The sequence below is a fragment of the Gammaproteobacteria bacterium genome (genome assembly GCA_019748175.1).
Classification (GTDB): domain Bacteria; phylum Pseudomonadota; class Gammaproteobacteria; order JAIEPX01; family JAIEPX01; genus JAIEPX01.
Map to the genome: position 1 here is coordinate 35,818 of JAIEPX010000017.1, position 14,925 is coordinate 50,742.

At 42.8% G+C, this 14,925-nt stretch carries 10 protein-coding genes; 7 read left to right on the forward strand and 3 right to left on the reverse strand.

Features of this window, described 5'->3' with window-relative positions; genetic code table 11:
- Positions 1 to 42: 42 nt before the first annotated feature.
- From pabB to K2X50_08380, 3 genes are all read left to right on the forward strand, one after another.
- On the forward strand, positions 43 to 1,467 hold the full coding sequence (pabB, locus tag K2X50_08370; protein MBX9587256.1) for an aminodeoxychorismate synthase component I: 1,425 nt from the start codon (positions 43 to 45) through the stop codon (positions 1,465 to 1,467).
- A 1-nt stretch (position 1,468) separates the two neighbouring features.
- Entirely contained in the window at positions 1,469 to 2,038 is a 570-nt protein-coding gene (locus tag K2X50_08375) for an aminodeoxychorismate/anthranilate synthase component II (protein ID MBX9587257.1), read from the forward strand.
- A gap of 73 nt (positions 2,039 to 2,111) precedes the next feature.
- Positions 2,112 to 2,885 (forward strand): phosphodiester glycosidase family protein, encoded by a 774-nt coding sequence (locus K2X50_08380; protein MBX9587258.1) that lies wholly within the window; start codon positions 2,112 to 2,114, stop codon positions 2,883 to 2,885.
- A gap of 4 nt (positions 2,886 to 2,889) precedes the next feature.
- Here K2X50_08380 and K2X50_08385 read toward each other — a convergent pair whose 3' ends face one another.
- Positions 2,890 to 4,464: a peptide chain release factor 3 gene (locus K2X50_08385; GenBank protein MBX9587259.1), complete on the reverse strand. Its 1,575-nt coding sequence runs from the start codon at positions 4,462 to 4,464 to the stop codon at positions 2,890 to 2,892.
- 171 nt (positions 4,465 to 4,635) lie between these two features.
- Between K2X50_08385 and ppa the strand changes: the two genes are divergently transcribed.
- Positions 4,636 to 5,169 (forward strand): inorganic diphosphatase, encoded by a 534-nt coding sequence (gene ppa / locus K2X50_08390; protein ID MBX9587260.1) that lies wholly within the window; start codon positions 4,636 to 4,638, stop codon positions 5,167 to 5,169.
- Positions 5,170 to 5,232: 63 nt separating this feature from the next.
- Entirely contained in the window at positions 5,233 to 8,370 is a 3,138-nt protein-coding gene (gene putA / locus K2X50_08395) for a bifunctional proline dehydrogenase/L-glutamate gamma-semialdehyde dehydrogenase PutA (GenBank protein MBX9587261.1), read from the forward strand.
- 173 nt (positions 8,371 to 8,543) lie between these two features.
- Here the strand turns inward: putA and hemB are convergent, their stop codons facing one another.
- Both hemB and K2X50_08405 read right to left on the reverse strand, forming a co-directional pair.
- A complete protein-coding gene (hemB, locus tag K2X50_08400) occupies positions 8,544 to 9,551 on the reverse strand; it encodes a porphobilinogen synthase (protein MBX9587262.1) in 1,008 nt (335 codons plus the stop codon).
- Positions 9,552 to 9,669: 118 nt separating this feature from the next.
- Complete coding sequence (locus K2X50_08405) at positions 9,670 to 11,802, reverse strand: hypothetical protein (GenBank protein ID MBX9587263.1); 2,133 nt, start codon at positions 11,800 to 11,802, stop codon at positions 9,670 to 9,672.
- A gap of 218 nt (positions 11,803 to 12,020) precedes the next feature.
- Between K2X50_08405 and radA the strand changes: the two genes are divergently transcribed.
- Positions 12,021 to 13,385 carry a DNA repair protein RadA gene (gene radA / locus K2X50_08410; protein ID MBX9587264.1) on the forward strand — a complete coding sequence of 455 codons (1,365 nt, stop codon included), beginning with the start codon at positions 12,021 to 12,023 and terminating at the stop codon, positions 13,383 to 13,385.
- 278 nt (positions 13,386 to 13,663) lie between these two features.
- Positions 13,664 to 14,917 (forward strand): serine hydroxymethyltransferase, encoded by a 1,254-nt coding sequence (locus K2X50_08415; protein ID MBX9587265.1) that lies wholly within the window; start codon positions 13,664 to 13,666, stop codon positions 14,915 to 14,917.
- Positions 14,918 to 14,925: the final 8 nt, after the last annotated feature.

Consider the following 14,925-nt stretch of genomic DNA (forward strand, 5'->3'; position numbering starts at 1 on the left):
TTCTATCGAAGACAGTCAAATCGGAATCATAGGATGCTCTTAATGACGATAAAAACACCATGGGTTGTTGAAATCCCTTATCGCGAACCCTTAGAAATATTTTCATTTTTTGCAGAAAAATCGGGTGCGGTATTTCTGGATAGTGCAAAAAAATCCAATGATTTAGGTCGCTATAGTTATATTGCTGCAGAGCCTTTTCTAACATTTCAAAGTAAAAATGGTCAAATCAAATTAAATAATAATGCGACAGAAGGAAATCCTTGGGAAGTTTTACAATTATTATTGTCGTTATTTAAAATAGATTCTCTTCCTGGAATGCCTTTATTGCAAGGCGGTGTTGTCGGTTTTTTTTCGTATGATGCAAGTCGGCATCTAGAAAAATTGCCTGATAATACCCTCGATGATTATTGTTTTCCTGATCTTATGCTTGGTTTTTATGATGTAATTCTGAGCTTCGATCATGATTTACAAAAAGCCTGGATTATTTCTACTGGATTTCCTGAATTCACTGATGATCGCCGTCTTAGACGTGCCGAAGAGAAAATTAAAAGTTGGCAGCAGCGAATAAATTCAGTTTCTGAGTTAGGAGAGATTTCTGCTGATTTTTGTTCCCCTGATGCTATTGTCAGTAATTTTAGCAGAGAACAGTACGAGAAAGCTGTTAGTTCTGTGATTGAGTCAATTTTGTCTGGCGATATTTTTGAAGCGAATATTGCACAACGATTTTCAGCCTCTTTGCCAAAAAGCTTAAGTCCATTCGCATTATATCGACGTTTACGAGAGCGAAATGCGGCTCCTTTTGCAGCTTATTTAAATTTTGGGGATACAATTCTTGCTTCGGCTTCACCTGAACGATTTTTGCATTTAAGTGATCGAGAAGTTGAAACGCGACCAATAAAAGGAACATCACCACGTTTTCAGGATGCTGACCAAGATGAAGCGAGTGCGAAGGCCTTATTAATGAGCGAAAAAGATCGTGCTGAAAATATCATGATTGTTGATTTAATGCGCAATGATCTGTCTCGAGTGTGCGAAGACCATTCTGTAAAAGTTCCGCAATTATGTGGGCTAGAATCGTTTGCGACAGTGCATCATTTAGTGTCAGTCGTAAAAGCAACATTATTGCCTGATTATGATGCTGTAGATTTATTGCGAGCCACATTTCCAGGTGGTTCAATTACGGGTGCGCCTAAAGTGCGAGCGATGGAAATAATTGATGAAATAGAATCTCATCGACGCGGTCCGTATTGTGGCAGTGTCGGGTTTATCAGTTTTAGCGGCGACATGGATACCTCAATTACCATTCGAACATTTGCGATAAAAAATAATCAATTATCTTTTCACGTCGGTGGTGCGATAGTGGCAGATTCAGATCCCGCACAAGAATATCAAGAAACTTTGGATAAAGCCGCGGGAATGCTAGCCGCTTTATTAGCGGGAACTCCTCTGCAAGTGCAGGAAAATTAAAATGGTTATTTTAATCGATAATTATGATTCATTTGTTTACAACCTAGCACGCTATGTTGGCGAGTTGGGTTATCAACGTCAAGTTTTTCGTCATGATGCCATTAGTGTTTCTGAAGTGAGCGCACTCAATCCGTCTCATATTATTATTTCACCTGGGCCTGGCGGACCTAAAGATGCTGGGATATCTTTGGACATCATTCGTCAGTTGTCTGACCGGATACCTATTTTAGGAGTTTGTTTAGGGCATCAAGCAATTGGAGAGGCTTTTGGTGGACGCGTAGTGCGCGGTCGGTATCCTATGCATGGTAAATCAAGTATTATTACACATAACGATGCTGGCATTTTTGCCGGTTTGGTGAATCCGATTAAGGTGGGACGTTATCATTCGTTAATTGTAGAATCGGAGACCTTGCCAGAGAGCTTGATGGTCACAGCATGGAGCGAACAAGGCGAGATCATGGGATTACAACATCGTCATTTGCCGGTGTTTGGTGTACAATTCCATCCCGAGTCTGTGTTAACGGAATGTGGCTATGAATTATTGCAGCAGTTTTTAGGACGATCATCCTAGATTCAGTGCATTAGGACCTCGTAGTAGATTTCAACTGCACAATCTAGGATCATATACTGACAGGGAGTAAAAAATGCATAAATTAATTCGGAAAATTTCCCTCCTCATTTTCATTTGTTTTTTGAGTGCTTCAGTTTCTGCAAAAACGCAGTGGCGTCAATTATCGCCTGGATTATGGTATACGCAGCTTGTCACTCCGACACTCACCAGCACAGGAATATTGCACGCTTTTAGAGTGGATTTAAATTATTTTCGTTTTTCATTAGCGCTAGCTAAAGAATATGAAGGCCAATTTTCTTCTGCGCAAAATTTAACTATGGCCACCAAGGGTGTCTTGGGAATAAATGGCGGCTTTTTTTCACCCGATATGACAAGTTTAGGTTTGCGGATCAGTGATGGAGAATTATTGAGTCGTTTCAAACATTCACCGTGGTGGGGCGTTTTTTTAATTCAAAATAATCACGCGAAAATATTTTCCGCAAGCCAATATCATCCTGAAAATGATATTGATTTTGCAGTGCAGAGTGGACCTCGCTTATTGGTAGACGGAGCGATTCCAAAACTTCGTCCTGGTGTTGCAAATCGTTCTGCCTTAGGCATTCGACGCAATGGTCAAGTTGTGGTTGTTGCAACACAGAATTTGTATTTGTCTACGATGGAATTGGCAGAAATTATGCAAAAATCTGAACCTGAAAATGGTTTGGCATGTTGGCAAGCGATTAATTTAGATGGTGGTTCTTCAACGCAGTTGTATGCCAGATTGAATGATTTTGTGCTGTCTGTGCCAAGTTTTATGCCAGTGGCTGATGTCGTTGTTGTTGTGCCTCGTGCCGCCTCTGCCGGTTAAAGATTTAATGCTCTCTTGTTGCGGTAAATTTTACTTGAGGCCATCGTTCCATGGCTAAATTTAAATTCACTTGTGTGGGAGCGAGATAGCAAAGTTGGTTTGAGCTATCAATGGCCAAGTGAGTGTGTTCTTTCTTTTCGAACTCTTTTAACATTTTTGCATCGTCACAAATAACCCAACGGGCACAATTAGTGTTAACGGGTTCGTATTTACAATCAACATGATATTCGTGCTTTAATCGGTACGCCACAACTTCAAATTGAAGGGTTCCAATTGCACCTAAAATTAAATCATTGCTGCTGAGAGGACGAAAAAGTTGAGTAGCGCCTTCTTCGGATAATTCAATTAATCCTTTTAAAAGCGATTTTTGCTTGAGCGGATCTTTCAACACTATTCGTTTAAATAATTCGGGTGCAAAATTGGGTATCCCTGTAAATTTTAACTGATCCCCAACGGTAAAAGTATCGCCAATTTGAATAGTGCCGTGATTATGTAACCCTAAAATATCTCCAGGATAAGCATGTTCAAGGTTCTCACGTTGGCCAGCCATAAAAGTAACGGCGTTGTTAATTTGAATTTCTTTATTGATACGCCAATGTTTTACTTTCATGCCTCGTAGATATTCACCTGAGCAAATGCGTAAAAAAGCGATGCGATCGCGATGATTAGGATCCATATTCGCTTGAATTTTAAAAACAAATCCTGAAAACATTGAATCTTCTGGTTTTACTGTGCGCTGTTGCGTTTCTCGTGGTTGAGGTGCTGGTGCAAATTTAATAAAATCAGCAAGCAATTCGCTGATGCCGAAATTGTTGACCGCTGAACCAAAATACACGGGTGTCTGTTGACCAGCCAGATATTTTTCAATATCGAATGGATGGCTGGCTCCTTGAATGAGTTCTAATTCTTGGCGTAATTCACCAATGGAATCTTCTAAAACTGAATTTAACTCTGGATTATTGAGACCATCAATGATGGTTGCTTGTTGAGTTTTTAAATTTTGTCCGTGTTGATATAGATAAATTTTATCTTCGTAAAGATTGTAAATACCTTTAAATCGTTGCCCCATTCCAATGGGCCATGTGATGGGTGCACATTGAATCTTGAGAATAGTTTCAATTTCATCAAGTAATTCAATCGGTGATCGTCCTTCACGATCCAATTTGTTGATGAAAGTCATGATGGGTGTATGTCGCAATCGGCACACTTCCATTAATTTTATAGTGCGAGCTTCCACGCCTTTTGCAGCATCGATAACCATCAGTGCAGAGTCCACCGCGGTTAGGGTCCTATAAGTGTCTTCGGAGAAATCTGCGTGACCGGGTGTGTCGAGCAGATTGATGATGTGATCGCGAAACGGAAATTGCATGACGGAGGTCGTCACAGAAATTCCACGTTCTTTTTCCATGGCCATCCAATCGGAAGTCGCATGCCGAGATGCCTTGCGGCCTTTAACGGTGCCGGCTAATTGGATCGCGCCCCCGAAAAGCAACAGTTTTTCGGTGAGGGTCGTTTTTCCCGCATCGGGATGCGAAATGATGGCAAACGTCCGTCGTTTGGCGATTTCGTGGGTTGACATAGCAATACCTATCTAAAATTGGTCGAGTATAACAACGTTTTGGGCCCGCAGCATCTCCCCTGTGCAGGATTTAGATGTTTTGCTCACTCTATTCATAGCTGTAGATTTACGCTTCATCTTAGGCTGGCTTGAGGGTATAATGCCCCCTTTTGAACTAATGAGGTGGACACGATGTTTGAAGGCGTATCAGCGGGCGATAACACCCCCGAAAATGTAAATGTTATTATCGAAATTCCTGCGCAAAGCAACCCGGTAAAATATGAAGTCGATAAAGAATTCGGCGTGATGAAGGTTGATCGATTTATGGCGACGTCGATGGTGTATCCGTGTAATTATGGTTATGTTCCTAGAACGTTATGTGATGATGGTGATCCCTTGGATGTTTTAGTTGTCACTCCGTATCCCTTAGAATTTGCCTGCGTGATTTCTTGTCGTGTTATTGGTGTGTTGAGAATGACCGATGAAAAAGGGGGTGACAGCAAAATTTTAGCAGTCCCTTCAACAAAATTAACACCGATTTATCACACTGTTCGTGATTATAATGATTTACCTGAATTAATGATTCATTCTATTGCGCATTTTTTCGCACACTATAAAGATCTTGAAGATGGAAAATGGGTGAATATTGATGGATGGTTTGGTGTTGAAGAAGCGAAAAAAGAAGTTCTGGATAGTATCCGTCTTTACGAGACTACACAAAAGTAGAGCATAAGGGGTCAAGACTTGACCCCATCAAACACAAACCACAATGATTTAAGGGGTTTATCAATGTTTATGTTTACATCATTTCCCGATCGTGAAATGTTACGTCAAGCCATCACCGACGCCTATCGACGTGATGAAAATGAGTGCATTAATTATTTACTGCAGCACGCGACATTTTCTGCAGAAGATCTTCAAAATATTGAAAAAAATGCACGTGAATTGGTGAAACAAGTTCGTGACGAACGACTCGGTAAAGGTGGAATCGATGCATTTCTATATCAATATCATTTATCAAGTGAAGAAGGCATCGCACTCATGTGTTTGGCAGAAGCGTTGCTGCGAATTCCTGATAAAGACACCATCGATCTTTTGCTGCGTGATAAATTAACGACACCTGATTGGCAAACCAGTTTAGGAAAAAGTGATTCGTTGTTTGTCAATGCGGCGACGTGGGGATTAATGTTAACGGGCCGTGTATTATCCGAAAATACCAGCACGAATCATTTTACTCGTGTTTTTAAAGGATTAGTCGAACGAACAGGTGAACCTGTTATTCGTAAAGCCGTTGGCGAAGCCATGCGAATACTAGGCAAGCAATTTATTGTAGGACGAGATATTAAAGAAGCGCTGAAAAGAGCACAAAAACCAGAAAAAATGGGCTACCGATTTTCGTACGATATGTTAGGAGAAGCGGCACGAACTTCTGAAGATGCTGAACGGTATTTCCAAGCTTATAAAAATGCTATCGATGCAATAGGACAATCCTCAGCGGGACGAGGTCCGGTTGAAGGGCCAGGAATTTCTATCAAATTATCTGCGTTATATCCACGTTACGAAGTAGGGCGATGGACTGAGTCGGTGGATTTTTTAAGCGATCGTTTATTGAAATTAGCTCAGCAAGCAAAACACTACAACATAGGATTAACGGTTGATGCCGAAGAAGCCGATCGTTTAGAAATGTCTTTAGATATCATTGAACGCGTGTTGCGAGATAAATCGTTAGAAGGGTGGAATGGTTTTGGTTTAGCTGTGCAAGCCTATCAAAAACGAGCTCCATTTGTGATTGACTGGTTGGTAACGACAGCTCGAGATGCAAACCGAAAAATAATGGTGCGTTTGGTGAAAGGGGCGTACTGGGATACAGAAATAAAAGACAGTCAGGTCAGAGGGTTATCGAATTATCCTGTTTATACACGTAAAGTTTCAACGGATGTATCGTATATTGTCTGTGCGAAAAAATTAGCTGCTGCAGGCGATGTGATTTTTCCACAATTTGCAACGCACAACGCACAATCTGTTTCTGTGATTATGTCATTGATGAAAAATCGAACGGATTATGAATTTCAGTGTTTACAAGGAATGGGTCGTGCACTTTACGATTCCGTTGTTGTGCCCGGAAAATATCAGCGTCCGTGTCGAATTTATGCGCCCGTTGGATCGCACGAAGATTTATTACCTTATCTCGTTAGACGATTGTTGGAAAATGGTGCGAACACCTCGTTTGTGAACCGTATTGTCGATGAAGCCTCACCCATAGATGATTTAGTCGCTGATCCTATTGCTAAATTAGTGTCTTTAGAGGTGAAACCGCATTCAAGAATTCCACTACCCAAAAATATTTACGGCGAGTCACGACAAAATTCAGTCGGAATTGATTTTTCCGATGTGAATGAAGCCAAGCAACTGAAAGCTCAATTAGAAAAATTCAGTCGTCAACAATGGTCAGCATCGCCAACCTTAAAACGAGAAGATAAAGATCGCGTCAGTAAAAAAGTGACGGAACCTCGTCAACGAAATAATGTGGTCGGAGAAGTGATAGAGGGAACGTCAACGGACGCTGATTTAATGTTGGCAATCGCAAGAATGGGATACGAAAAGTGGCATCGTTGGCCCGTGACAAAACGCGCAAATTGTTTGCGATTAGCCGCTGATTTATTTGAAAAAAATTCAGCTGAATTAATGGCGATTGTGATTCGCGAAGCCGGAAAAACAATTCCGGATGCGGTTTCTGAAGTGCGAGAAGCGGTGGATTTTTGTCGGTATTATGCTGATCAAGCTGAAAAAGTTTTAACTTCTCAGGAACTGGTTGGGCCCACGGGTGAATTTAATTCGCTGAAATTAGTGGGGCGTGGTGTTGTTGCGTGCATCAGTCCGTGGAATTTTCCGCTCGCAATTTTTACAGGACAAGTGGTTGCTTCATTAGCGGCTGGAAATGCAGTCATTGCAAAACCCGCGGCGCAAACGCCATTAATTGGTGCGCGAGCTGTTGAATTACTGCATGAAGCAGGCGTGCCTACCGATGTACTACAATTTTTGCCAGGTCGCGGCAGTGTGATCGGTGATAAATTAGTGGGTGATCATCGAGTGGATGCTATTTTATTTACGGGTTCGACCGAAACGGCGCGCCATATTAATCAAACGCTCGCTGCACGACCTGGCGCTTTAGTGCCCTTTATTGCAGAAACCGGCGGACAAAACGCGATGATTGCCGATTCTTCCGCGTTACCCGAACAATTAGTCATCGATGTGATCAACTCTGCTTTTTATAGTGCAGGGCAGCGGTGTTCTTGTTTGCGCGTTTTATTTGTGCAACAGGATATCGCCGATAAAGTCATTACAATATTAAAAGGCGCCATGGCCCAACTCAGATTGGGTGATCCAGGATTTTTGCATAATGATATTGGTCCCGTCATCGATGAAAGCTCTAGAAACACATTAATTGAGCACACGAAATTTTTAGATCAAATTGGAAAATTAATTCATCGCGTTGAGTTGAGTGAAGGGTGTGAGCAGGGTACATTTTTTGCGCCTTGTGCGTACGAAATCGATCGCATTGATCAATTAGAGCGCGAAGTGTTCGGACCGATTTTGCATGTTATTCGTTTTCGCGCCAACGAGTTAGAGTCGATCATTAATGCAATTAATAAAACCGGATACGGATTAACTTTAGGAGTACACACTCGCATCGATAGCACCGCAGAATTTATTCATGAACGCACATGCGCTGGCAACACCTATATTAATCGAAATATGATTGGCGCTGTGGTAGGTGTACAACCGTTTGGTGGTGAAGGTTTATCAGGAACCGGTCCTAAAGCAGGCGGGCCACATTATTTACCGCGTCTTTGTGTCGAAAGAACGCTGTCAATTAATACGGCGGCGACCGGGGGGAATGCGACTTTGCTTTCTCTGGGTGATTGATGTGATTTAGAAATAGAGACAAACGTCCATATTTTTTTCACGCGACCTGGTCTAAAATCTGAACGTTTTACTGATTCTGGCAACTGTAGTGAATGAAATGTTTACAGTCTTCGATCGAAAACATTTAATTAGTCGACAATTAAAATAACAACTCAGGACACGACGCTTTTTTTTTAGACGCCGTTTAAGAGCTTTGCAGCATCTTTGGCGAAGTAGGTGATGATGATATCAGCGCCGGCGCGTTTGATGGCGGTGAGGATTTCCATCATGACGCGTTTTTCGTCAAGCCAGCCTTTTTCGCCGGCGGCTTTTATCATGGCGTATTCACCGCTGACTTGGTACGCAGCCATAGGAAGTTCAGGGAACCGTTGCTTGAGGCGCCAGATCACGTCTAAATAAGCGTGAGCAGGTTTGACCATAAGAATGTCGGCACCTTCGCTCACATCAATGGAACATTCACGGATGGCTTCGTTGGTATTGCCCGGATCCATTTGATAAGTTTGTCGGTTGCCAAATTTGGGTGTGCCTAAAGTGGCTTCTCTAAACGGGCCGTAGAGTGCAGAGGCGTATTTAACGGCATAGCTCATGACGGGGATGTGAGAGAAGCCTTCCTTGTCCAGAGCCGTTCGTACAGCAGTCACCATACCATCAACCATGCCACTCGGTGCGATCACATCAGCGCCGGCTTTTGCTAAGCTTAACGCTTGTTTGGCTAACAAGGGTAGAGTGGCATCCGCATCAAGATCACGCTCCCCCCTAATTTCATTCATAACACCGCAGTGGCCGTGTTCCATATATTCACAAAAGCACAGATCAACCATCACTAATAAATCAGGTGCAAGAGATTTTATTTTTCGAATCGCTTCTTGAACAACGCCATCTTCTTGCCACGAACTATTGCCGTGTTCATCTTTATATTCAGGAACGCCGAATAATAAAACTGCAGGAATTTTTAGGTCGACAATTTCTTTGATTTCAGAATCTAATTGGTCAACGGATTGTTGACAACATCCAGGCATAGAGACGAGGTGATTTTTAAAATCATTACCATGATGAATAAAAAGCGGATAAACCAAATCGTTACATGTCAGTTGCGTTTCGCGGACCAACGCGCGCATACCGGCATGATTTCGAAGGCGTTGCATTCGTGATAAGGGGAAGGGGGGATGTAGCGCTGACATTTTTACCTCGTATTCTTTCAGAATGTTAGAAACGATAGGGATTTGGTGTAGGAATGTCAAGGCAAAAAAAATGGCGCCGAGGTTTTATCCGTCGGCGCCACTCTAAGAAACTCAAATATTAGATACTGTCAAAATTGCGGCTTCTTGAGCTTTCAACTGCAGGAAAGTTGAGAGTCTCGTATTTATCGAGCCTATCAGCAGCTTTATGTTTACGAGCATCAAATCGACCTGTGCTAGCTTCTGACTGTTTAGCAGCAAGTAGGTTCTCAGATTCAACAGAGTTCCAATACGTTTTCTCGAACTGATTACTGAGAGCAGTAACATGTTCAGAAGGAAGTAATTGTAGAATCGCTGTATGTGCTGAGATGGCTACATCGGCAGCAGCGCGTGAACCTGCTTCAAGCAGAGTCCAGCTAGCTTGCCATTTAGTCCATGCATTGCTCGCGTAGTTAGCACTTGCGGTTGCAATAGACGCAACAGGTGCTGCGATAACCGCCCAAATGGTAGCAACTGCTAATGTAGATGCAGAAACAGTAACACCAAACGCAGTTGAGATTGCTGTTGCAGCAGTGCTGAACGCAGCTGGCAATGAACCTGCAACGAGTGTAGCAGTACCGTTTACGTAAGTAATGGTGCTAGCAACGATAGGCAATTGAGAAATGCTGGTTACGACTGGAGCTAATGCTGGGAACACAACAAGCGCTTTAGCAAACAGTACTGGGAAAGTAAGAGCCCATATAACCGCTGTTAAAGCAAGGCTTGATAATGCTAAAACGGTCGCAAATACAAGACGGAATCTTGAATCTAAAGCAAGACCAGTTTTCCAACCTTCTCTTGCGCTCTCTTGAGGAGAGGTTGCAGCTGTACCCACTATTGCCAAGAGTCTAGCAACTTGATGGACAGGAAAGCTTACAGCCAGCATGAGAAGAGCAATAAATCCACGAACAAGTTTTTGATTACGTGGCATGTGGCGATCATAATAGAGTTCAAGGATGGCAGAAGATGAGAAACCGTACCATTTACCTGAATAATTCGTCAAGGCTTCAGGTAAAGTTTCAGTCACTTGTCTGACAATATTGAGTGCCAATTTGACTGGGAATGTAACGAGGTAATAGGCAGCGATTACAAGTTTTACACCCGTTAGTAAAAGAACGAGATTCCAGAATCTTTGACCTTCTAGAGTATAGTTGCGAGGGTTGAGCATCCAAAAATTGCTATTTGCTAACCGGCGGCCTTCAAAAGCTGAATCAGGATTGTAAAGACTTACCCAGCCACCGAAGAGCACTCTTGCGAATGTGCGTAGGCTGAATATAGCTGTTTTACCTTCGCTGTCTACACGAGATGGCAAGCCCATGAAGGCTGCTAATGTGTGCCAACGGTTAGATTCTTCAAAAAAGAATTTCTTGCCACGAGCAGTGGTTAGAACGGTTGATGATTTATCATAACCATGAAAACCGATTGCTCTCCAGAAAGAACCTAGAGCGATGGTCCACTTGCTTTTCAAGTTAACAGCAGGAAGAACTTCGCGTACATCTGAATGAACTTTTGCTTCTTCAGGTTTAAGCGCATTAGCGGCCGCTAGGAGGGGAGCTTTGATCGGTGCATCTTTAGGTAAACGTTTAATTGCGTCATAAAGAGCGGTTAGAGTCTCGTCAAAACTGCGATTACGATCGTTTCGTAGAACCGCTTTAACATCATATAGGCTATCATCATTTTCTTGCTTTTCTACAATTGCAGTAATGTCAAGGTAAGCCTTGCATTTTGGATTTGCTTTTGCGATAGCATCAAGTAGCGCTTTCTTTGCAGCTTCATTATTAATTCTTAACGCGCTAAGAAAAATATCTTGTAAGCCTTGATTCAAAGAGAATAGGCTACGCTCTATTGCAAATGGAGCAACAGCTTGGGCTTCTTCTTCTTCTTCCACGCCAGAACTACGAGGTGGTTGTGTCACTACAGGTTCAGGTTTGATATCCCGCAGAGTAGAGCGTATTGATCCAATTACTTTAGCATCATCGCCGAAATCTACGGCATCTTTAGGATTAACTACCGCGTCAATCGCTGTAAGAGCTGTATTGATTTTTGCTCTGTCAGCTTTTTCTTTGCGGTCGTTTGCCAATCGTTCTTGTGCATCACGAACATTCCGCATGTTCTCAGCTGCGCCGGCTGTAACAGAAGGGTGAATAAAAAATGGCTTAAGCCATGAAGTTAAACTTAGTCTATCGACTAAGGGGGTTACTATAGGGTCACTCATTATCGTCTCCAGTGTGGTTGAAAATAAAAGGGGTCAGTTTACCCCGAATTTCATTAAAAGTAAACCCTTAATTCAATATGTAGCGTCATTTTGTCATGCTATAGCACAAGTCGTTGATTTTTCGAGTTAAGGGTATCAAGTCTCAATTTAAGGTTTGAGCGGGTACCCTCTTAAACCTTAAATTGAGACTTGATACCCTTTAATGGTAATATTGTTTCATGAAGACCAAATCAAAAACTCTCTACTGTTGCCGCGAATGCGGAGCCACAGCGCCTAAATGGGCTGGGCAGTGCGCGGATTGTGGGGCTTGGAATACCCTCACAGAAGAAATTGTGCAAAAAGCACCCGTACAGGAAGGCCGCTTTGCAGGTTATGCTGATGCGGCAGGTTCGCGCGTCACCTCAATTTCCGAAGTGGATTTTGACGAATTAGTGCGCGTATCCACAGGGCTGGCCGAATTTGATTTGGTATTGGGCGGTGGATTGGTGCCGGGGTCTGTCATCTTAATTGGCGGGGATCCGGGCATCGGAAAGTCCACGGTATTATTGCAAACTTTATGTAATTTAGCGGAACAATACCCCGCTTTATATGTCACTGGTGAAGAATCGTTGCAGCAAGTGTCTATGCGCGCAAGGCGCTTAGAATTACCCGATAAAAGCCTAAAATTACTCACTGAAACGAATGTCGAGCGCATGATTGCCATCGCACGCAGCGAAAAACCGCAAATTATGGTGGTGGATTCTATACAGACTGTCTATACGGAATTACTTTCATCCGCGCCAGGAGGTGTGGGTCAAGTGCGAGAATGTGCGGCCCAACTCGTGCGTTTTGCAAAACAAACAGGGACGGCTTTATTTTTAGTAGGACATGTCACTAAAGAAGGTGCCTTAGCGGGGCCTCGAGTTTTAGAGCATATGGTTGATACCGTGCTGTATTTTGAAGGTGACCAAGATAGTCGTTATCGAATGATCCGCGCTGTGAAAAATCGTTTTGGCGCGGTGAATGAGTTGGGTGTTTTTGCGATGACGGATAAAGGCTTGCGTCAAGTGAACAATCCTTCGGCGATTTTTTTATCTCGCTACGATGAACCCATTTCGGGTAGTAGTGTCATGGTGACCTGGGAAGGTTCTAGGCCATTATTAGTCGAAGTTCAGGCCCTCGTTGCGGAAACTCATCTGGGAAATCCTCGGCGCGTTTGCGTGGGATTAGATCAGAACCGTTTGGCGATGTTGCTTGCGGTATTGCATCGACACGGAGGCGTTGTCACCTTTGACCAAGATGTATTTATTAATGTGGTCGGTGGTGTGCGCGTGAGCGAGACAGGCGTGGATTTAGCCTGCCTTTTAGCTGTGTTGTCCAGCTTGCGAAATCGACCACTGCCCATGGATATGATTGTTTTCGGCGAAGTCGGATTATCGGGTGAAATTCGACCGGTACAAAGCGGCCAGGAACGTTTACGAGAAGCACACAAGCATGGATTTAAAAGTGCGATTGTTCCACTGGCGAATGCGCCCAAAAAAGAAATTCCTGGCATGAAAGTGATTGCCGTGAAAAAATTGTCTGAGGCGCTTGAGGCTATCTAACTAAGAAAACAACGATATCGACATAGGATAGTACACCCGCTCAGGTTTGACCTTAACCTCTTCCGCTCAATGGGCCATCCCTGGCCCATCCCCTATTCACTCCAGAGGTTAACGTCAAAGCTGAGCGGGTGGATTTACCACTTCATACTTCCAAGCAGTTTAATGTCATCGCTCCTTCGCGATGACAATTGCTTTACATCAGATTCACATGACCCCGTAAAAAAAATCTGCTATCTTTGACCCTGATTCTGATTAAGGCACGAAGTGAGGTGGATATTATGTTTGCGGATGATTTAAAAATTGAAGGATTCGATAGCGAATTATGGGGCGCGATTGAAGCGGAAGCGCATCGTCAAGAAATGCATATTGAATTAATTGCGTCGGAAAATTATGTCAGTCCGCGAGTGTTGGAAGCACAAGGTTCTTTGTTAACCAATAAATATGCAGAAGGCTATCCTGGAAAACGTTATTACGGGGGTTGTGAATTTGTCGATATTGCTGAACAACTCGCTATTGATCGTGCGAAAAAATTATTTGGTGCTGATTATGTGAATGTTCAGCCTCATTCAGGATCTCAAGCAAATTTTGCTGTTTATATGGCGTTATTAAATCCGGGTGATACTGTGTTGGGGATGGGATTAAATGATGGCGGACATTTAACACACGGATCCAAAGTGAATTTTTCTGGATTAATTTACAATTCCGTAACATACAATGTTAATAAAGAGACTGGATTAATTGATTACGATGAAGTTGAACGATTAGCGCTCGAACACAAACCTAAAATGCTAATGACAGGATTTTCAGCGTATTCTCGAGTGGCAGATTGGCAACGATTTCGAGAGATTGCCGACAAAGTCGGTGCTTATATGGTCGCTGATATTGCACATGTTGCAGGATTAATTGCAACGGGACTTTATCCTTCCCCTGTTCAAATTGCTGATGTTACTACAACCACAACACACAAAACATTACGCGGTCCTCGCGGCGGATTAATTTTAGCGAAAAGTAATCCTGATTTAGAAAAACGCTTAAATTCTGGGATTTTTCCCGGTTCGCAAGGTGGGCCATTAATGCATGTTATTGCTGCAAAAGCGGTTGCCTTTAAAGAAGCGATGGATCCAGAATTTAAAAATTATCAACAACAAGTGATTACGAATGCGCGCGCGATGGCCCAAGTTTTTTCTGATATTGGATTTAAGGTGGTTTCGGGCGGTACTGATAATCATATGTTTTTATTAGACCTCACCGATAAAAATATTACCGGTAAAGATGCGGAAATTGCCTTAGGAGAAGCCCAAATTACCTTGAATAAAAATACTGTGCCTGGTGAACAACGCTCTCCATTTATTACCAGTGGATTACGAATTGGAACTCCCGCGATTACGACCCGTGGATTTAAAGAAGCGGAAGTTAAAACAGTGGCTCATTGGATTGGTGAAATTTTAGCGGATTTTGAAAATACGCAATTACGATTGAATATTCAGGAAAGAGTGTGCGATTTATGTACGCAATTTCCTGTGTATGATTAGGAAGACCC

Bases quoted from the DNA above. Each gene is read 5' to 3' on its own strand.
- pabB (MBX9587256.1), top strand. From the start codon at position 43: ATGACGATAAAAACACCATGGGTTGTTGAAATCCCTTATCGCGAACCC.
- K2X50_08375 (MBX9587257.1), top strand. From the start codon at position 1,469: ATGGTTATTTTAATCGATAATTATGATTCATTTGTTTACAACCTAGCA.
- K2X50_08380 (MBX9587258.1), top strand. From the start codon at position 2,112: ATGCATAAATTAATTCGGAAAATTTCCCTCCTCATTTTCATTTGTTTT.
- K2X50_08385 (MBX9587259.1), bottom strand. From the start codon at position 4,464: ATGTCAACCCACGAAATCGCCAAACGACGGACGTTTGCCATCATTTCG.
- ppa (MBX9587260.1), top strand. From the start codon at position 4,636: ATGTTTGAAGGCGTATCAGCGGGCGATAACACCCCCGAAAATGTAAAT.
- putA (MBX9587261.1), top strand. From the start codon at position 5,233: ATGTTTATGTTTACATCATTTCCCGATCGTGAAATGTTACGTCAAGCC.
- hemB (MBX9587262.1), bottom strand. From the start codon at position 9,551: ATGTCAGCGCTACATCCCCCCTTCCCCTTATCACGAATGCAACGCCTT.
- K2X50_08405 (MBX9587263.1), bottom strand. From the start codon at position 11,802: ATGAGTGACCCTATAGTAACCCCCTTAGTCGATAGACTAAGTTTAACT.
- radA (MBX9587264.1), top strand. From the start codon at position 12,021: ATGAAGACCAAATCAAAAACTCTCTACTGTTGCCGCGAATGCGGAGCC.
- K2X50_08415 (MBX9587265.1), top strand. From the start codon at position 13,664: ATGTTTGCGGATGATTTAAAAATTGAAGGATTCGATAGCGAATTATGG.